Genomic DNA, 17,408 nt, shown 5'->3' with positions numbered 1-17,408 from the left:
AAGCAGGCGGGGAGCGATGACGACCAACAACAAGAAGATTTTCGTTACACAAACTTTGTCGCAAGGGGCACGCGCCCTCCTCACCCAGCGGGACGATATCGAGCTCGTCGAGTTTCCGAACCTGATCTCCGCCAAGGATTTCCAGGCCTTGCTGAAGAGCCATGCGCCGGTCCACGGCGTGGCGCTGGGCGCCACTGCCTTCGGCGAGACCGAGCTCGAAGCGTCCAAGGACATGAAGGTGGTGACCCGCATCGGCGTCGGCTACGACGCCGTCGACGTGCCCGCCCTGTCCCGCCGCAAGGTGCCGCTGATGGTCGCAGGCAGCGCCAACTCGCCCTCAGTCGCCGAGCAGGCGCTGTTCATGATGCTGACGCTCGCCAAGCGCGCGAATGAAATGCACGCCTGCGTCAAGGACGGCCAATGGGCCAACCGCCTCGGCATGCTGCCGTTCGATCTCTACGGCAAGACCGTGCTGGTCATCGGCTTCGGCCGTATCGGCACCCGCACCGCCAAGCGCTGCCAGGCGATGGAAATGAACGTCCAGGTCTATGACCCCTACAAGCCTTCCGCCGATATCAAGGCCGCGGGCTGCGAGCCGGTCGCCGATCTCGACGCAGCGCTGCCTAACGCCGACTTCGTCACCATCCACTGCCCGAAGACGCCGGAGACCATCGGCCTGTTCGATGCGGCGCGGATCGGCCGGATGAAGCCAAAGTCCTATCTCATCAACACTGCCCGCGGCGGCATCGTGAAGGAAGCGGCGCTGTACGACGCGCTGACTTCCGGAAAGCTCGCCGGCGCCGGCATCGACGTGTTCGAGGTCGAGCCGCCGCCGGTCAGCAATTCGCTGTTCGCGCTGCCCAACGTTATCATGGCCCCGCATGTCGCCGGCGTGACCGTCGAAGCCGTGAGCCGCATGAGCGAGCAAACCGCGCGCAATATCCTGAGCGTGCTGGACGGCGATCCGATCCGGCAGAACATCATCAATCAGGACGTGCTGGGCTGAGGACAATCCGAAGGCGGCCAATCGGGCCGCCTTCGGATGGCCAGAATGCGTCCCATTTTGGTGCAGATCGGGCCCCAACTCAGCCTTAATCAAACCCGCGTAATGTATCCGGCCGCGGCGGCAGTGGGACAGACTTGCCGGCCGCGTCGAGCTGGAGGATGGACCCTTGTCAGAGATCGACCCGACCGACCAAGCGCTGGCGACCATCGCCAGCATTTTCGAGCATCCCGAGCCCGTTCTCGTCATCCGCGACACCGAGGCGGAAACTGTGGCTGCCGACGACTATGCGGTCGCAGACGAGCATTATGCCTCCGACGATCATCAAGCCTCTGGCGAGCATCAGGCCTCCGATGAGCATCCGGTGGTCGAGGAGCAGCCGCTGGTGCCGGACCACACCGACGCCGACGGCTACAGCAAGGTCGGTCCCGGACCGATGGTGGCGATCCGTCTGAAATGGACCGTCCATCGCGGCGATGACGGCCAGTACTACGTGCACGAGACCATCGGCGAGCAGTCCACGCCCGTGATCAGCGGTCCGATGACCAGCGAGGCCGCAGTCCATTTCGTCGACGAGCACGAGGACGAGGCACATAAGCGCTTCGAGCTGCTACGCAGCGAGATCGCCGGCCGCAGCTCGCTCGCCGACTACGAGCGCAAGGGCGAAGCGTAATTACTTCCGGCCCAAAAAGTCCTTCTTCACGAGCTCGACGCCCGCGTGCCGCAACAGGTCATACGCGGTCGTGACGTGGAAGAAGAATTGCGGGACGCTGTTGGTGAGCAGCAGCGTCCGCCCGGTGAAGGGCAGCTCGGTCCCGTTCTTCAGCCTGAAGAAGACCTTCAGCTCCCCAGCCGGATCGATCTCGGCGCGCGGCAGGCTTTCAATGAATTCGATCGAGGTGGCGATCCGCGCCTGTAGCCCGGCCATGTCGTGCTCCAGTGCTGGCAGCGCGACGGGTTCGCATTGCGCCAGCAGTGCCGGAGCAACGGTCGCGTGGCGGCAAGCCTCGCCGATCTGCTGCGCCAGATCGTACATGTTTGGCGCCATGCGCATGCCGAGCAGAACCGTCGGGTTGAATTTGCGCGCTTCCGCGTAGGCGACGCCCTTGTCGAGCAGGACGGACAGGTTGCGCAGATAAGGCACGAAGAGGCCGACCGAGGCCTCGTACATCGAAATCGTCACGTCTGGATTCCCTTCAATTCCGGCTCGCCAGAGACTGGCATCTGGTCTAAATCCACGTCTCAAGAGCTGTACAATGACAGCTCGGGCATGGGTGGAAAAGAGATGATCGTTCGAATGACTGTTCGAATCTTGGCGGCTTTGGCCGTGGTGTTGCTGGCAAACCTTTCGGCCCACGCGCAGCAGGCGGCGCCTTCACGCCTCGATGAGATCATGAAGCGCGGCACTCTGCGCGTCGGCATGACCGGCGACTACAAGCCCTTCACCTATCTCGACAAGGCCACGCAGCAGTTTTCCGGCTTCGATGTCGACATGGCGGAAGCGCTCGGCAAGGCGCTCGGCGTCAAGGTCGAATACGTCGCCACGGCATGGCCGAAGCTGATGAAGGATTTCGAGGCCGACCAGTTCGACATTGCAATGGGCGGGGTCTCGGTCACGCTGGACCGCCAGAAGAAGGGCTACTTCACGATGCCGATCATGCGCGAGGGCAAGACGCCGATCGCGCGCTGCGCCGATGTCGGCAAGTACCAGAGCATTTCCGATATCGACAAGAAGGGCACCCGCGTCATCGTCAATCCCGGCGGGACCAATGAGCGTTTCGCGCGCGCCAACGTCAAGGACGCTGACATCACCGTCTTCCCCGACAACACCGCGATTTTCGACGAGATCGCCAAGGGCCACGCCGACCTGATGATGACGGACGCCTCCGAAACCCGCTACCAGCAAAAGCAGCACTCAGGCGTGCTCTGCGCGGTGCATCCGGACAAGCCGTTCGACTTCTCGGAAAAGGCCTACTGGCTGCAGCGCGACATGGCGCTGAAGGCCTTCGTCGATCAGTGGCTGCACATCTCCATGGAGGACGGCAGCTACAGGAAGATCTACGCCGCCTGGTTCGATTAGAGCGTTTTCCAGCGAAGTGGGTACCGGTTCGCGCAAAGAAAACGCGTCAAAATTAGAATCTGAAGTCCCGTTCCGAACGGGACTTTAGCCCCGCGTCCTCCTGTCGCTTGCCCCGGTCAAACTTTTGGCTGGCTCCCGGTCTATTGAACCCGGAACCGCCGGAAGACGACTCATTCCGAGAAACAGTGATCTAGATCACTTCTTGCGATCGGGCCGGGGCGTAAGCGTCGGTGCGGGGACCACCTGCTCAGGAGATGGAAATGAGGAAGCTGTTGGCCACGGCCGCATTCCTTTTGGCGAGCACCGCCGCGCAAGCGCAGTACAGCTTCGAATATGGCGGGCGCACCATCCGCATCGATCCCGACCGCGGCACGGTGCAGATTCCCGGCGTCTACGACAACACGGGTCAGGGCAAGGCTAAGAAAGCCAAGAAAAACGAGACGCAGCAACCGCCGCAGCAGGCCAAGGTCGATCCGCAAACACCGGCCAATCCAGCGCCAGCGCCCGCCCCTGTCGCCGCGCCTCCGGCGGCCGAGCAGGCTCCCGTCCAAGCTCCCGTGGCCGTGGCGCCTGCCCCGCCGGCACCGCCGGTCGCCACTGCAAACACCGCTCCAGCCGAAGATGCGATGGTGCCGCCGCCTCAACCCGCTCCGAGCGCTGCCCCGACGGCGGCCGCGGTACCGCCCGCGCCGCCGGCTCCAGCTCCGGCGGCTGCCTCCGCTCCCGTCCAGGCTGCCGCCGTCGCGCCTCCGGCACCCGCAGCCGCGACGGCGCGCGATCTCAATTCACCGCTCGGCGTCTGGCTCACCGAGGAGAAGGAGGGCAAGGTCCGCATCGAGCAGTGCGGCAATAACCTCTGCGGTTATTCGGTTGACAGCAAATCGAACCAGAACGGCGAGCAGGTCCTGATCAACATGAAGCCCGGCAAGGAGCAGAAATGGTCGGGCCGAATCCTCGACCCCAACTCCGGCTCGACCTACGATTCGACGATCTCGCTGAAGGCAGGCGACCGCCTGCGCGTGCAGGGATGTGCTTTCGGCGGCATGTTCTGCGGCGGCCAGACCTGGACGCGCGTGAACTAGAATTGAAACCGACGATGCGGATGTAAACTCCAGGCCGAGGATCGGAGCGCATCGCCCCGAGGCGATGCGTCTTGTCGGAGATCGGAAGCTAGCCCAACGCCGCGCCGTACTCGGCGTCCGTGACCGGCTCCAGCCAGGTCGAGAACTTGCCGTCGAGCGCTTCCTGCATGGCGATGTGGCACATGCTGTTACCGGGCGAGGCGCCGTGCCAGTGCACTTCACCCGGCGGGATCCAGACGGTGTCGCCGGGACGGATTTCCTTGACCGCGCCGCCCTTGGTCTGGACGCGGCCGACGCCCGAAATCACGTAGAGCGTCTGCCCGAGCGGATGGTGGTGCCAGTTGGTTCGGGCGCCCGGCTCGAACGAGACGCGCGAGACGTTCAGCCGCGCCGGTGCGGGCGCCATGTTGATGGGGTCCTGCAACACGGTGCCGGTGAAATTTTCCTTTGGCGCGCGGCGGGTCGGCCGGGTGCCTGCGAGCGTAATGTCCATGGGGTCCCTCGTTTCCTGTTACTTCTTGCTGGCGGCGTAGCGCGCCTTGGTTTCGGCGTTCATGGGATAGAGGCCCGGCAGTGCGGCGCCGTTGTTCACCTCGTTGACGATCCAGGCTTCCATCCGCTCCTGCTCGACGCCCTCATTGAGCACGTGCTCGAGCATCGCCTGCGGGATCAGCACACAGCCGTCCTGGTCGGCGACGACGACGTCGTTCGGGAATACGGCGACGCCGCCGCAACCAATGGGCTCGCCCCAGCCGACAAAGGTCAGGCCTGCAACTGACGGCGGCGCGGCATAGCCATCGCACCACACCGGCAGGTTGGTACCGAGCGTGCCCTCGACGTCACGCACGACGCCGTCGGTAACGAGCGCGGTGACGCCGCGCTTCATCATGCGGGCGCAGAGGATGTCGCCGAAGATGCCGGCGTCGGTGATGCCCATGGCATCGACCACGGCAATGCAGCCTTCCGGCATCGCCTCGATCGCGGTGCGGGTCGAGATCGGTGACGACCAGGATTCCGGCGTCGCCAGATCCTCGCGCGCCGGCACGAAGCGGAGCGTGAAGGCCGGTCCGACCAGGCGCGGCAGGCCCGGGCGCAGTGGACGCGCGCCGCGCATCCACACATTGCGCAAGCCCTTCTTCAGCAGGACCGTGGTGATGGTGGCGGTGGTGATGCCGGCGAGGGTCTTGCGGGCTTCGGGGGACAGCGACATGGAAACAGACGAGCTCCGGATGGGCGGGAAAGAACGCGCGCATCTTGCGAGCCGGGCGCTTGCCGTCAAGGCCCAAGAATGCGGCCCAGCCGGGCTGTTATGCGACGCGATAACAAGGCTTTATCGACTGCCCTTGCATTAATTTATTGGACTTGCGGGCACATTTACGCGAAGCAGGGTGACGCGGAACTCAAGGACGAGCCCGCGTTTCTCCAGAAGCCTGACACCGACAAATCATGGCCGCGACGCTCCCCCCGCCCCGCCTTTTGCCCAGTGGCGACAGCGCCGTCACGGTCGAGTTCAGCCGCACCATCGACGACGCCGCCAACGAGCGCGTGCTCGCGCTCGGCAAGGCGCTTGCAGCAGCGCCGATCGACGGCATCTCCGAAACCATCCCGACTTACCGATCGCTGCTGGTGCATTACGATCCCGGCAAGATCGGTTTCGACGCGCTCTGCGAACAGCTGCTCCCGATCGCCTGCCAGCCGCTGCCGCCATCGACCAAGGCGCGGCGCTGGCGCATTCCCGTCGCCTATGGCGGCGAGCACGGCATCGATCTCGAGGACGTCGCGAAAGCGCTGAACACCACGCCCGACGATATCGTCGCCCGTCACTCCGGTGGCGACTACCGCGTCGCCATGATCGGCTTCACCCCGGGCTGGTCATATCTCAGCGGCCTCGAGAAATCCCTGCACATGTCGCGACGGCAGAGCCCGCGGCTGTTCACGCCCGCCGGCACGATCTCGATCGGCGGGATCCAGGCCGGGATCCAGTGCCTGGCCGCGCCGAGCGGCTGGCACCTGCTCGGCCGCACGCCGGTGCGGACCTATCAGCTCCACCGGAATCCGACCTTCCTCACCGAACCCGGCGATCGCGTGACGTTTTTCGCGATCGACCACAAGACGTTCGAGGAACAGGACCGCGCCGCGGAAGCCGGCGAGATCATCGCCGAGCAGGTGACGGCATGAGCCTGCTCATCGTCGCCAGCATCGGGCCTGCAAGCTCCGTCCAGGACGGCGGCCGCCACGGCGCGCAGCGCTATGGCCTGACGGTCAGCGGCGCGATGGACCGCCTGGCGCTCGCGACGGCGAACACGCTGGTCGGCAACGAGCCGTTCGCAGCCGTGGTCGAGATCGGCCCGTTCGGCGCCACGTTCACGGCCAGGGACGGTGCGGTGCGCGTCGCTCTTGCAGGCGCGCCCCGTAACGCTGACATCGCCGGGCGGCCGGTGACGATGGATACATCCGTCACGCTGAAGGACGGCGAGACGCTGACGCTGGGTTTCGCCCGCGGCGGTGCGTTCACTTATCTGGCGATCGAAGGCGCCATCAAAGGCGAGCTCGTGTTCGGCAGCCTCGCGGTCAATGCCCGCGCCGGGCTCGGAAGCCCCTACCCGCGGCCGCTTCAGGCCGGCGACGAATTCACGGTCGATGCCGCGAGCGGTGCGCCCGAGTTGCGGATCGAATTGCCGAAGCCGGTGAGCGGTCCGATCCGTGTCGTGCTGGGTCCGCAGGACGACGAGTTCGACGACACCAACAAGGCGCTGTTTCTCGATAGCGAGTGGAAGATCTCGGCGACCTCCGATCGCATGGGCTATCGGCTCGACGGCCCCGCCATAAAACATCTGCACGGCCACAACATCGTCTCCGATGGCACCGTCAACGGCAGCATCCAGGTCCCCGGCAACGGCGCGCCGATCGCACTGATGATGGACCGCGGTACCTCCGGCGGCTATCCCAAGATCGCAACCGTGATCACGGCCGATGTCGGCCGGCTCGCCCAGACATCGGCGGGAACAGCATTCCGCTTCAAGGCCGTCACCATGGCCGAGGCGCAGGACGAGGCGCGCAAGTTTCAACAACTGATCCGCACCCTGCCCGATCGCCTGCGTTCCTCCGACACGGTTGAACTCAACGTCGAGGCGCTCAGCGATGCCAATGTCGCGGGCTATGCCGTGAGCGCGATGGATGCCGGGACGTGGCAGGTGACCGCAGAGCCCTAGACAACAAGACCAAAGGCGGAGAGCAACCATGAAGACGATCGATCTCAATTGCGACCTCGGCGAAGGTTTTGGCGCGTGGGAGATGGGCAACGACGCTGCGATGATTGACCTCGCGAGCTCGGTCAACGTCGCCTGCGGCTTCCACGCCGGCGACCCCGACATCATGCGGCGGACGGTGGAGCTGGCGAAGGCGCGTGGTGTCTCGGTCGGCGCCCATCCCGGCTACCGCGACCTGCACGGTTTCGGCCGACACCCGATCTCGGGCCTAAAGTCATCCGAGATCGAGAATCTCGTCGCCTACCAGATCGGCGCGCTGCAGGCGATCGCCACCGCGGCCGGCCACAAGGTCACCCATGTGAAAGCGCATGGCGCGCTCTCCAATGTCGCCTGCGAGGACGACATGACGGCGAAGGCGATCGCTGCCGGCATCAAGGCGGTCGATCCAAGCCTGATCTTCGTCGTGCTCGCCAATTCGAAACTGGTGAAGGCCGGGGAAGCGGCCAATCTGCCGCTGGTGCACGAGGTGTTCGCCGACCGCGCCTATGAAGACGACGGCAACCTGGTCTCGCGCAAGAAGCCCGGCGCAGTGCTGCACGATGCCAAGGCGATTGCCGATCGCGTGGTGCGCATGGTGCAGGACGGCGCGGTGGTCTCGGTGACAGGCAAGGTCATCAAGATGCGCACAGACACGGTGTGCATCCATGGCGATACGCACGGCGCCGTCGACATCGCGCGCGGCTTGCGTCAGGCGTTGAAGGATGCGGGGATCGAGGTCGCGCCGTTCAAGCGCGCGTGAAGCACATCAGGTGCCAAGGGTGGGCAAAGGCGCAACACGCCGTGCCCACCATCTCCGGATGATCGAGACAGGCTGTGAGCACGCTTCGCTTTGCCCACCGAGAGAGCTGTGAAGCTTCGTTAGAACGGGTGCACCGACAGCGTACCGAACACGATCGCGGCGATGACGGCGAAGGCGCTGTAGAGCCCGATGTGATGGGCGTTCGCCGCGGTTCGACGGGAGAGCGAGCGCGCGTAAAAGTGCAGTCTGGCTTCCGCCGATAGTTCGCGCATGGTCGATCTCCAACGCCCCATTTGCGGGATTATGAGGGATCGACCGGGGTCGCAGGCAAGACATCGGCAGAAATAGCGATGCGCCTTCTCTGGAGGCCGCCATTCGCAGGCGCAGATTCTTTTCTCGCCCGGGTTCCCAGAATCATATTCGTTAAGATCCGAGCCAGCTGGAACCGGCCCGGATGACGGTGGGATGACAGCCGACGCGGCTTAGTAGACGTCAGCCTGGAAGCGGCCGTTCTTCTTGAGGTCGGCGACAAAACTGACGGCCTCATCGGTCGAGCGTGCGCCGAACTGGGCGACGATGTCGACCAGCGCACGCTCGACGTCCTTGGCCATGCGCTTGGCATCGCCGCAGATGTAGAGATGCGCGCCCTCGGCGAGCCAGGTCCAGACCTCGCGACCGAGCTCGCGCATGCGGTCCTGCACGTAAAACTTCTTCTCGCCGTCGCGCGACCAGGCGAGCGACAGCCGCGTCAGAAGGCCTGAGGTCTTCATCGCATTGAGCTCGTCGCGATAGAAGAAATCACAGTCGCTGCGCTGGTGGCCGAAGAACAGCCAGTTCTTGCCTTGCGCGCCGGTTGCCTTGCGGTCGAGCAGGAAGGCGCGGAACGGCGCAATTCCGGTGCCGGGGCCAATCATGATAACAGGCGTTTTCGCATCCTGCGGCAGGCCAAAGCCGTGCGCCTTCTGTACATAGACCTTCAGCTTGTCGCCCTCGTTGATGCGCTCGCCGAGGAAAGTCGAGGCGACCCCGACGCGTTTGCGCTTGCCGATGACATAGCGCACGGAATCGACCGTTAGCGACAGCTTTCCCGGCGTCGCATTGTGCGACGAGGAGATCGAATAGAGCCGCGGCTGTAGCGGTTCGAGCGCCTCAACGAAGGCCTCGGGATGCGGCCGCGTGCCGGAAAACTTCTGGAGCGCCGCCATCACGTCGAGGGTCGCGGCATCGCCATCGGGATCCTCGCCCTGCGCCAGTGCCCTTGCCTTTTCGCGCTGCGCGCCGCCGGTGATGAAGGAGAGCAGTTCGAACAGCTTGTCGGGCGCCGGCGACAGTGAGACGTCCTCGACCAGCGCCTCGCGCAAGGTCTTGTTGTTGACCTTGGTGGTGTGGGAGGCGCCAAGCAGCGCGATGATCTGGTCGACGAGGCCGAGATCGTTGCGCGCGAACACGCCGAAGGAATCACCGACGACGTAGTCGAGCTTGCTCGCGGAGAGGTCGAACTCAACGTGATAGGTTTCCTTCTCTGAAGCACCTTTGTTGAGCAGCTGCCGCGACACGAATGTGGCTTCGGCCGGATTTTCGCGGGCACGGCCGAGCTCGGCTTTGACCTCCGGCGCAGCCGATGCGCTTGTAGCCACAGCCGCCCCTGCCGCAGGCTTTGCCGCCGGCGCCTTGTCGACCTCCTCGAAGAGCTGCTTGAGCATCCGCGCAGTCTCCTTGCCGCCGGGGGCGCAGAGGTTGAGGCGCGCTTCGCTCTTGTTGGCGATCGAGTCCGAATAGTCGGCGCAATTGTAGCCGCACTGACCGCAATCCTGTTGCGCCATCGCTGCCATCATGCGGCGGCGAAGCGGACGTCCTTCCGCAAGCTTCATGCGATCGGCGATCACCATCGCCGGATCGTGCCACGGCGCTTCCCCGTCATCGCCGTCACCTTGCGGCGCCAGCATGACGCCGTTCTCGATCGGCGACAGCGCTGTCGAGCCGTCGAGACCGAGCATGCCGACGAGAAACCCGTTCAACCACAGCCGCTGGCCTTCGCTGAAAGGCGCACTGGCCGGGATGATCTCGATTGTGGGAGGCAGGGTCATCTGGGTCATGCTGCTACTTCCGCTTTGGCGAGCTTGCGCAAGGCTTCCCCGTCATGGCGACGGGAGAAGGTCAGGAACGTCTCTTCGGGCGTGGTGCGGTTGGCGAGATAGGCCTTGAGCAGGCCCTCCACGGTCTTCGGCACATCCTCGGCCTTCACATCGTGAAACACCTCCTGCCCGATATCGGCATCGGGCCCGAAGCCGCCACCGGTAAAGAGGTGGTAGCCCTCGACCTGGTCATCTTCCGTCGCACCCGGAACCTTGGCCGCGATCAGGCCGATGTCGGAGATGTAGTGCTGCGCGCAGGAGTGATGGCAGCCGGTCAGATGGATGTTGAGCGGCGTGTCGAGATTGACGCGTTCATCGCACCAGTCGCCGATCGCGGCGGCATGGCGCTTGGTGTCGGAGGCCGCGAACTTGCAGCCGGCATTGCCGGTGCAGGCGATCAGACCGGCGCGGACGTTCGAGACTTCAGTGGCCAAGCCGAGCTTCTCGACCGCGGCGGTGACGAGCGCGACGTTCTCGTCGCGCACGCCTGAGATCAGGAGGTTCTGCCAGACCGTGAGGCGGATATCGCCATCGCCGAGATCCTGCGCGATCTTCGCGATACCTCGCATCTGGTCGCAGGTGAGCTTGCCGACCGGCAGCGCCACGCCGAGCCAGTTGAGCCCGGCCTGCTTTTGCTTGTGCACGCCGATATGAGCCATGCGGTCGGACAACGGGCGTGGCAGAAGCGCTTCGGCCGGCACGCGCGCGAACGGCTTCTTGAGGAGTTCTTCGACCAGCTTGAGGAAGCCGTCGTGCCCCATGTTGTCCAGCACGTATTTCAGCCGCGCCTTGTTGCGGTTGGTGCGGTCGCCATGCTCGATGAAGACGCGCACGATGGCGTCAGCAACAGCGGTCGCGTCCTCGGGGCGAACCACGATGCCCGAATATTTTGCAAAGTCCTTGTGGCCGGTGATTCCGCCGAGGCCGAGCTTGAACCAGACGCCAGGCTCGACGCCAAAGCCGTCCTTCACCTCGACCGCGGTAAAAGCGATGTCGTTGGTCTCCTCCAGCGCGGCGATCTTGCCAGCGCCGTCGAAGGCGACGTTGAACTTGCGCGGCAGGCCGAACAACGAGCGATCGTTGAGGATGTGGTAGTGCCACTCGCGCGCATAGGGACGTGTGTCGAGCAGTTCCTGCGGATCGATGCCGGCCGTCGGCGTGCCCGTGACGTTGCGGATGTTGTCGGCGCCGGCGCCGCGCGAGCACAGGCCGATGTCCTGGACGCCCTCGATCAGTGCGACCGCGTTCTTCGGCTCGATCTCGCGGATCTGGAAGTTCGCGCGGGTGGTGACGTGGGTGTAGCCGCCGCCGCAGCTTTCGGCGATGTCGGCCAAGCCCGACATCTGCCAGTGCTTCAGGATGCCGTTGGGGATACGCAGGCGCGCCATGTAGGAGGTCTGCGCCGGCGCCACCCAGAAGATGCCGTAATAGCGCCAGCGGAAATTATCCGCAGGCGTCGGGTTTGCGTTGTTGCGCGCCTGGTCCTTCAAGCGATCATAGGCATCGAACGGATGCATCTCCCGCTTGAACTTCTCCTGATCGGCGAGCTTCTTGCCCGCCGCCGTGAGCTTGTCCTGCGCCTTGATCGCCGCAGCGTCCGGGCCGGTTGGTTCGGCAGGAGCGCCGGCAGCAGGCGCGCCACCGGCTGCAAAGGTGCGCCCGACGCGTCCGACCTGCATGCCGGACATGAAACCTTCGAGATAGCGCTTCTGCTCGTCGGAGAAATCGGCCGTGGGTGCTGTATCGAGTTTCATGGGCTGGATGGACCTACTCTGCTGCCTGGACCGCGACCTGCGCGACATCGGCCGTGGGCTTGGCGGGCTTGTACGTCGCGTAAAGCGCGAGGCCGGTGAAGACGAAGCCGCCGACGAGATTGCCGAGCGTCACCGGGATCTGATTCCACAGCCACCAGTCGGAGAGGCTGACCTTGGCGCCAAGCAGCATGCCGGTCGGGATGATGAACATGTTGACGACAGCGTGCTCGAAGCCGAGCGCGAAGAACAGGAAGATCGGCAGCCAGGTCGCCGCGATCTTGCCGACCGTGGAGGTCGAGGTCATCGCCATGACGACGCCGAGGCAGACCAGCCAGTTGCAGAGGATCGCCTTGACGAAGACGGAGACCAGGCCGGCGGTGCCAATCGCGGCATTGCCAATGGTCTTGGCTTCGGCAACCGCAACGATGCGGGCGGCGACGCCGGCGACCTCGACCTTGCCCATATTGGTGAGCGAGATCGCGATCAGCGCGCCGAACGCGAGACTGCCGAGCAGATTGGCGACGAAAACCCAGGACCAGTTGGCGATCACCGCATTCCAGCTCGCCTTGCCCTCGAGGCGCGCGAGCGGAACGATGGCAAAGCTGCCGGTGACAAGCTCGAGCCCGAGCAGCACGATCATCACGAGGCTGACCGGGAAGATCAGAGCGCCGACGAGGGGCTGGCCGGTCGTGAGAGCGCCGCTGAAGGCGAGCGTGGTGGCGGCACCGAGCAGCGCTCCGGAAATCGCGCCGCGGATCATGATGTCGCGCGGGGCGAGCGCCAACTTCTTCACGCTGGCATCGACCATCGAGGCCACGACATCAGAGGGTTTCGCGTAATCCATATCGAAGCTCCAGCTTGCCGCGCGAAGGCGACGTCAACGGGTTGAACGGACGTTGATCGCCAGGAGCCGGTTGCGGGCGCACATGCGCCTCGCCGGAGCCCGGAGCGATCCGATCAGCTTCGTTGCTGCGGAAATCCACCATGGACTTGGAGCCGTCGGCGCCCACGCCGGGCGGCTTGCGTTGCCTTTATTCAAGGAGTGTGCCAACGCAGCATAAACTGCAAAACTACATGAAATCAGCTGCTTAACATTGTGTGCGGTGCATGAAGTGGATCGCAATTCATGCCGCTTCGGGCAGCAATAGCCCAAAGATTAAGCTTCGAATCGATGTGATTAAGATTTAAGCAGCCTTATGGAGCCTGCCGTCCAACTTCAAACGAGGCCAAGTACCCGCTGAGATCGGCGGGATCGAAGGCCGGTCCGGCAAACGCGCGGAACGGGGTGCTGGCCTGACCGTCTCCGGCCCGCCCCAGGGCAGCGTCATAGAGATCGGATCGGAACACAGCCATGGCCGTTTTGAGCGCCTCGGTGCTCAGCGCCGTCTGCCCCCAGCGCACCATCTGGGCGTAGAGCCAGGCGGCCTGGACTGGGTCCGGACGCCCTGCCCCTTCGCGTCCGACCAGCAGGTAGTGGCCGCTCTCGCGCACCACACCCTCGGGCGAAATCTTCAGCCGCCCGGTGAGCGAGCGCTGGATCACCTCGGCATCGACACCGATCCGCTCGGGTTGCGCCAGGAACTGCGCGGCCTCAGCGAGATTTGCGGGCTGCTCGATAAACTCTGCCCCCTTCACCGCCGCACGCACCAATGCCGCAACGACGTCCGGGTGCTTGTCGGCCCAAACCTGGCGGACCGCCAACACCTTCTCCGCTGCACGTACGAGAATGTCGGAAGCGAAATGCAGGATGTGGCCGATGCCGAGATCGACCGCGACCGAATTCCAGGGAGCGCCGACACAGAACGCATCGACATGGCCATTGGCGAGGCTGTCGACCATGTAAGGCGGCGGCAACACCACGAGACGCACATCCTCGTCGGGATCGACGCCGGCCGCCGCCATCCAGAACCGCAGCTGATAATTGTGGGTCGAGAACGGAAACGTCATGCCGAACGTGAGCGGATCGGCCCCTGCCTTGCGTCGCTTGGCGACGACCTTGGCCAACGCCTTGGCGGTCGCGAGTGGATCGAAGCGGTCGCCGTCGATCTCTTCCATCAGCGCGGTGTGGAGGCCCGGCGACACCGTGATCGCATTGCCGTTGATGCCGAGGTTGAAGGGCGCCAGGATCGGCACCTTGACGTGACCGAGCCCGAGCGACGACGCGATCGCCACGGGCGCGAGCAGATGCGCGGCGTCGAACAGGCCGATGTTCAGCTTGTCGCGCACGTTGGACCAGGACACCTCGCGCACCAGCTCGACCTCGAGCCCTTCGGCTGCGGTAAATCCCTTGTCGACGGCGACGATCAGGGCGGCGGCATCGACCAGCGGAATGAACCCGATGCGAAGCGGAGCGGTCATTTCAGCATCTCCGACGCGGTGATGATCGACTGGGCTATCTCGCCGATTTTCTTCTTCTCGCGCATGGCGGTGGAGCGCAGCAGCACATAGGCCTCGTCCTCGGTGAGGCCCTTGACCTTCATCAGGATGCCCTTGGCCTTCTCGATGATCTTGCGGTCCTCGAGCTGCGACTTGGTCCGCTCCAGCTCCTCCTGAAGTTTTGCGAAGGCGTTGAAGCGCGACACGCAGAGATCGAGGATCGGCTTGATGCGCTCCTTCTTCAATCCGTCGACGATATAGGCGGACACCCCCGCTTCCACAGAGGCCTGGATCGAGGATGAATCGCTCTGGTCGACGAACATCGCGATTGGGCGCCGCACGGCGCGACTGACCTGGAACATCGCCTCGAGCACGTCGCGGCTCGGGTTTTCGAGATCGATCACGATGATGTCGGGATCCACCGCATAAATACGGGCGAGCAGGCTTTGCATCTCACGGATATGGACGATCTGCGTGAATCCGGCCTCCCGCAACCCTTCCTCGAGGATCGCAGCCCGGATCGGGCTTTCGTCGACAATCACGATTTTAGGCGACTGTTCGGCGCTCATAGCTCACTCACGTCGGGCGATTCATCCATAGCATGCCAGAGGGCCATGCAAAGGGTTGTAATTATGGGCAATTGGGACTAGCTCAAGCCTGTCAATCAGGCAGATTTGGATATGGATCAGACGGCTGCGCCCAAGGTCAGCTTCGTGTCGCTCGGGTGTCCCAAGGCATTGGTGGATTCCGAGCGCATCATCACGCGTCTGCGCGCAGAAGGCTATGAGCTCGCCCGCAAGCATGACGGGGCCGACATCGTCATCGTTAACACGTGTGGCTTCCTCGACAGTGCCAAGCAGGAATCGCTCTCGGCGATCGGCGAGGCCATGGCCGAGAACGGCAAGGTGATCGTGACCGGCTGCATGGGCGCCGAACCCGAGCAGATCGAAGAGGCCTATCCCGGCGTGCTCTCGATCACCGGCCCGCAGCAATATGAGAGCGTGCTCGATGCCGTGCATCGCGCGCTGCCGCCCGCCCACAATCCGCATCTCGATCTGGTGCCGCCGCAGGGCATCAAGCTGACCCCGCGCCACTATGCGTATCTGAAGATTTCCGAAGGGTGCAACAACCGCTGCACCTTCTGCATCATTCCGAAACTGCGCGGCGACCTGGTCTCGCGTCCGGCCAACGACGTGCTGCGCGAAGCCGAGCGCCTGGTCGACGCCGGCGTGAAAGAGCTCCTGGTGATCTCGCAGGACACCTCGGCCTATGGCGTCGATCTCAAATATGCCGAGAGCCCGTGGAAGGATCGCCAGGTCCGCGCCAGATTCCTCGACCTCGCGCGCGAGCTCGGCGAACTCGGCGCCTGGGTCCGCCTGCAATATGTCTACCCCTACCCGCATGTCGACGAGGTCATCGCGCTGATGAACGAGGGCAAGGTGCTGCCCTATCTCGACATCCCGTTCCAGCATGCGAGCCCCGAGGTGCTGAAGGCGATGAAGCGCCCGGCCGCGCAGGACAAAACCCTGGCGCGCATCAAGCGCTGGCGCGAGGAATGCCCCGATCTCGCACTTCGCTCGACCTTCATCGTCGGTTTCCCCGGCGAGACCGATGCCGACTTCGCCTATCTGCTCGACTGGCTCGATGAAGCCGAGATCGATCGCCTCGGCTGCTTCAAATACGAGCCGGTTGCGGGGGCGACTTCGAACGCGCTCGAAGGGGCTGTGCCCGCCGAGATCAAGCAGGAGCGCTACAACGCGCTGATGGCCCGCCAGCAGAAAATCTCCGCGCGCAGGCTGAAGCGCAAGGTCGGCACGCGCCAGCAGATCATCATCGACGAGGTTGGCCCGACCGTCGCCAAGGGCCGCTCCAAGGCCGATGCGCCGGAGATCGACGGCGCGGTCTATCTGTCGAGCCGCCGCCCGTTGCGCGTCGGCGAGATCGTCACCGCCAAGATCGAGCGCGCCGACCAATACGATCTGCACGGCAGCGTCGCGGGGTTCTGACGCACTCCGTGGCGGCCGTCAGACCAGCCATTTCGGCACCCAGCGCTCCGGGCGCGCGGCGCGGGCGAGATCGGCCTTGGCTTCGGCGAGCAGTGCCGGCTCGCCGTCGATGGTCGGGCGCACATCGTATTCGAAATTCGGCATGACGCGGCCGTCGGCATAGAGGCCGAATTTCATCGCGTACCACAGCCCGAGCTCGGGTTGGGCGCGGCGCATCTCTTCGCGCAGGTCGCGCAGCAGGGATTCGATCGACGCGGCTTCCTCGAACGGCTGCGGTCCGCGCGACAGGACCCGCGCCTCGTATTGCTTGCCGACGATCGCGATCTCGAAATGAGTCTTGTCCCAGGCCTTCTTGCCCTTGGGCAGATGCGCAGCCAGCCGCCAGCCGAGCTCGGCCATCAGGCGATGATTGGCCCAGTATTCCTCACGGTCGCGACTCCACTTCTCGACGAAGCCGCGGAAGTCGGGCAGCTCCGATGCGCCGTCCTCGCACGGCACCGGCTCGCCGCTCGGGCGCCTGGCGAGCCACTGCGCAAGCTCGACCGTCTGAGGCGCGACCTCGTCGTGCGGCCGCAAATCGTGCCACGCCTTGTCGAATTGCTGCGACGTCAGTTTTTCAAGCAGCGCGTCGAGGGACGGCGCGAGCAGCTCGTAGTCGCCCTCCGAGCCCAGCCCCACGATCGGGGGATCATCGCGGTCGAGACCCGCACCATACCAGCCGCCGACGGCGGAGCCGTCAGGCAGGCGCATAAACAGCGCGAAGCGGTCGCGTAAGGGACTGCCGTCGAAGATCGGCGCCTGGTCGGAGAACTGGCCCTCAAGGGAGAAACAGCCGACGCTGCCCCAGGCGCGCCCGTTCAGCCAGCCGGCAAAATCCAGCAGCAAAGGAGGCGCCTCGATGCCCGGCGGAAACGCGCCGCGAATGCTGTCGAGGTCGATCGGATAAGGCGTTTCGGACAAGGCT

Annotated in this window: 18 protein-coding genes; 8 read left to right on the top strand and 10 right to left on the bottom strand. The window is 64.5% G+C overall.

Annotation, left to right across the window (positions count from 1 at the left end; all coding sequences use genetic code 11):
• The first annotated feature begins 16 nt into the window (after positions 1 to 16).
• Complete coding sequence (locus ABIA96_RS16880) at positions 17 to 1,006, top strand: hydroxyacid dehydrogenase (protein ID WP_354138160.1); 990 nt, start codon at positions 17 to 19, stop codon at positions 1,004 to 1,006.
• Positions 1,007 to 1,172: 166 nt separating this feature from the next.
• The gene (locus ABIA96_RS16875) at positions 1,173 to 1,676 is read left to right on the top strand and encodes a hypothetical protein (protein ID WP_354138159.1); all 504 of its coding nucleotides are present in this window, start codon (positions 1,173 to 1,175) and stop codon (positions 1,674 to 1,676) included.
• Here ABIA96_RS16875 and ABIA96_RS16870 read toward each other — a convergent pair whose 3' ends face one another.
• Positions 1,677 to 2,174 (bottom strand): DUF1993 domain-containing protein, encoded by a 498-nt coding sequence (locus tag ABIA96_RS16870; RefSeq protein ID WP_354138197.1) that lies wholly within the window; start codon positions 2,172 to 2,174, stop codon positions 1,677 to 1,679.
• 126 nt (positions 2,175 to 2,300) lie between these two features.
• Here ABIA96_RS16870 and ABIA96_RS16865 point away from each other — a divergent pair, with 126 nt between their 5' ends.
• Both ABIA96_RS16865 and ABIA96_RS16860 read left to right on the top strand, forming a co-directional pair.
• On the top strand, positions 2,301 to 3,083 hold the full coding sequence (locus ABIA96_RS16865; RefSeq protein WP_354138158.1) for a transporter substrate-binding domain-containing protein: 783 nt from the start codon (positions 2,301 to 2,303) through the stop codon (positions 3,081 to 3,083).
• 260 nt (positions 3,084 to 3,343) lie between these two features.
• Positions 3,344 to 4,165 (top strand): DUF2147 domain-containing protein, encoded by an 822-nt coding sequence (locus ABIA96_RS16860; protein WP_354138157.1) that lies wholly within the window; start codon positions 3,344 to 3,346, stop codon positions 4,163 to 4,165.
• An 88-nt stretch (positions 4,166 to 4,253) separates the two neighbouring features.
• Here ABIA96_RS16860 and ABIA96_RS16855 read toward each other — a convergent pair whose 3' ends face one another.
• Positions 4,254 to 4,658: a (R)-mandelonitrile lyase gene (locus ABIA96_RS16855; protein WP_354138156.1), complete on the bottom strand. Its 405-nt coding sequence runs from the start codon at positions 4,656 to 4,658 to the stop codon at positions 4,254 to 4,256.
• 18 nt (positions 4,659 to 4,676) lie between these two features.
• A complete protein-coding gene (locus ABIA96_RS16850; RefSeq protein ID WP_354138155.1) occupies positions 4,677 to 5,375 on the bottom strand; it encodes a ribonuclease activity regulator RraA in 699 nt (232 codons plus the stop codon).
• Positions 5,376 to 5,611: 236 nt separating this feature from the next.
• Here ABIA96_RS16850 and pxpB point away from each other — a divergent pair, with 236 nt between their 5' ends.
• Genes pxpB through ABIA96_RS16835 form a run of 3 tightly spaced genes read left to right on the top strand, consistent with a single transcriptional unit; the run spans position 5,612 to position 8,173 of the window.
• Positions 5,612 to 6,343 carry a 5-oxoprolinase subunit PxpB gene (gene pxpB, locus ABIA96_RS16845; protein WP_354138154.1) on the top strand — a complete coding sequence of 244 codons (732 nt, stop codon included), beginning with the start codon at positions 5,612 to 5,614 and terminating at the stop codon, positions 6,341 to 6,343.
• Positions 6,340 to 7,377 (top strand): 5-oxoprolinase subunit C family protein, encoded by a 1,038-nt coding sequence (locus ABIA96_RS16840; protein ID WP_354138153.1) that lies wholly within the window; start codon positions 6,340 to 6,342, stop codon positions 7,375 to 7,377. The genes pxpB and ABIA96_RS16840 overlap by 4 nt, the downstream gene beginning before the upstream one ends.
• A 28-nt stretch (positions 7,378 to 7,405) precedes the next feature.
• Positions 7,406 to 8,173, top strand: coding sequence for a LamB/YcsF family protein (locus tag ABIA96_RS16835; RefSeq protein WP_354138152.1), 768 nt, complete (start codon positions 7,406 to 7,408; stop codon positions 8,171 to 8,173).
• Between the two features lie 119 nt (positions 8,174 to 8,292).
• On the opposite strand, the gene ABIA96_RS16830 is transcribed toward ABIA96_RS16835, so the two are convergent.
• The 6 genes from ABIA96_RS16830 to ABIA96_RS16805 all read right to left on the bottom strand — a co-directional run bounded on the left by ABIA96_RS16830 (position 8,293) and on the right by ABIA96_RS16805 (position 15,007).
• Positions 8,293 to 8,445 (bottom strand): hypothetical protein, encoded by a 153-nt coding sequence (locus tag ABIA96_RS16830; RefSeq protein WP_187434626.1) that lies wholly within the window; start codon positions 8,443 to 8,445, stop codon positions 8,293 to 8,295.
• 210 nt (positions 8,446 to 8,655) lie between these two features.
• A complete protein-coding gene (locus ABIA96_RS16825) occupies positions 8,656 to 10,269 on the bottom strand; it encodes a sulfite reductase subunit alpha (RefSeq protein ID WP_354138151.1) in 1,614 nt (537 codons plus the stop codon).
• Positions 10,266 to 12,062 carry a NirA family protein gene (locus ABIA96_RS16820; RefSeq protein WP_354138150.1) on the bottom strand — a complete coding sequence of 599 codons (1,797 nt, stop codon included), beginning with the start codon at positions 12,060 to 12,062 and terminating at the stop codon, positions 10,266 to 10,268. Before ABIA96_RS16820 ends, ABIA96_RS16825 begins: the two co-directional genes overlap by 4 nt.
• 13 nt (positions 12,063 to 12,075) lie before the next feature.
• Entirely contained in the window at positions 12,076 to 12,906 is an 831-nt protein-coding gene (locus ABIA96_RS16815; RefSeq protein ID WP_354138149.1) for a formate/nitrite transporter family protein, read from the bottom strand.
• Between the two features lie 350 nt (positions 12,907 to 13,256).
• Complete coding sequence (locus ABIA96_RS16810; protein ID WP_354138148.1) at positions 13,257 to 14,420, bottom strand: CmpA/NrtA family ABC transporter substrate-binding protein; 1,164 nt, start codon at positions 14,418 to 14,420, stop codon at positions 13,257 to 13,259.
• Positions 14,417 to 15,007 (bottom strand): ANTAR domain-containing response regulator, encoded by a 591-nt coding sequence (locus ABIA96_RS16805; RefSeq protein ID WP_354138147.1) that lies wholly within the window; start codon positions 15,005 to 15,007, stop codon positions 14,417 to 14,419. Before ABIA96_RS16805 ends, ABIA96_RS16810 begins: the two co-directional genes overlap by 4 nt.
• Positions 15,008 to 15,118: 111 nt before the next feature.
• On the opposite strand from ABIA96_RS16805, the gene rimO reads away from it, so the two are divergent.
• A complete protein-coding gene (rimO, locus tag ABIA96_RS16800) occupies positions 15,119 to 16,444 on the top strand; it encodes a 30S ribosomal protein S12 methylthiotransferase RimO (RefSeq protein ID WP_354138146.1) in 1,326 nt (441 codons plus the stop codon).
• An 18-nt stretch (positions 16,445 to 16,462) separates the two neighbouring features.
• On the opposite strand, the gene ABIA96_RS16795 is transcribed toward rimO, so the two are convergent.
• Positions 16,463 to 17,404 carry a hypothetical protein gene (locus ABIA96_RS16795; RefSeq protein WP_354138145.1) on the bottom strand — a complete coding sequence of 314 codons (942 nt, stop codon included), beginning with the start codon at positions 17,402 to 17,404 and terminating at the stop codon, positions 16,463 to 16,465.
• Positions 17,405 to 17,408: the final 4 nt, after the last annotated feature.

It is taken from the genome of Bradyrhizobium sp. LB11.1, from assembly GCF_040549385.1.
In the GTDB taxonomy this organism is placed as follows: Bacteria; Pseudomonadota; Alphaproteobacteria; order Rhizobiales; family Xanthobacteraceae; genus Bradyrhizobium.
Note: the sequence above shows the minus strand (reverse complement) of the source record. Positions and strands in the feature narration are given on the sequence as shown.

Coding starts and splice junctions, on each gene's coding strand:
- ABIA96_RS16880 (WP_354138160.1), top strand. CDS start 17: ATGACGACCAACAACAAGAAGATTTTCGTTACACAAACTTTGTCGCAA.
- ABIA96_RS16870 (WP_354138197.1), bottom strand. CDS start 2,174: ATGTACGAGGCCTCGGTCGGCCTCTTCGTGCCTTATCTGCGCAACCTG.
- ABIA96_RS16865 (WP_354138158.1), top strand. CDS start 2,301: ATGACTGTTCGAATCTTGGCGGCTTTGGCCGTGGTGTTGCTGGCAAAC.
- ABIA96_RS16860 (WP_354138157.1), top strand. CDS start 3,344: ATGAGGAAGCTGTTGGCCACGGCCGCATTCCTTTTGGCGAGCACCGCC.
- ABIA96_RS16855 (WP_354138156.1), bottom strand. CDS start 4,658: ATGGACATTACGCTCGCAGGCACCCGGCCGACCCGCCGCGCGCCAAAG.
- ABIA96_RS16850 (WP_354138155.1), bottom strand. CDS start 5,375: ATGTCGCTGTCCCCCGAAGCCCGCAAGACCCTCGCCGGCATCACCACC.
- pxpB (WP_354138154.1), top strand. CDS start 5,612: ATGGCCGCGACGCTCCCCCCGCCCCGCCTTTTGCCCAGTGGCGACAGC.
- ABIA96_RS16840 (WP_354138153.1), top strand. CDS start 6,340: ATGAGCCTGCTCATCGTCGCCAGCATCGGGCCTGCAAGCTCCGTCCAG.
- ABIA96_RS16835 (WP_354138152.1), top strand. CDS start 7,406: ATGAAGACGATCGATCTCAATTGCGACCTCGGCGAAGGTTTTGGCGCG.
- ABIA96_RS16830 (WP_187434626.1), bottom strand. CDS start 8,445: ATGCGCGAACTATCGGCGGAAGCCAGACTGCACTTTTACGCGCGCTCG.
- ABIA96_RS16825 (WP_354138151.1), bottom strand. CDS start 10,269: ATGACCCAGATGACCCTGCCTCCCACAATCGAGATCATCCCGGCCAGT.
- ABIA96_RS16820 (WP_354138150.1), bottom strand. CDS start 12,062: ATGAAACTCGATACAGCACCCACGGCCGATTTCTCCGACGAGCAGAAG.
- ABIA96_RS16815 (WP_354138149.1), bottom strand. CDS start 12,906: ATGGATTACGCGAAACCCTCTGATGTCGTGGCCTCGATGGTCGATGCC.
- ABIA96_RS16810 (WP_354138148.1), bottom strand. CDS start 14,420: ATGACCGCTCCGCTTCGCATCGGGTTCATTCCGCTGGTCGATGCCGCC.
- ABIA96_RS16805 (WP_354138147.1), bottom strand. CDS start 15,007: ATGAGCGCCGAACAGTCGCCTAAAATCGTGATTGTCGACGAAAGCCCG.
- rimO (WP_354138146.1), top strand. CDS start 15,119: ATGGATCAGACGGCTGCGCCCAAGGTCAGCTTCGTGTCGCTCGGGTGT.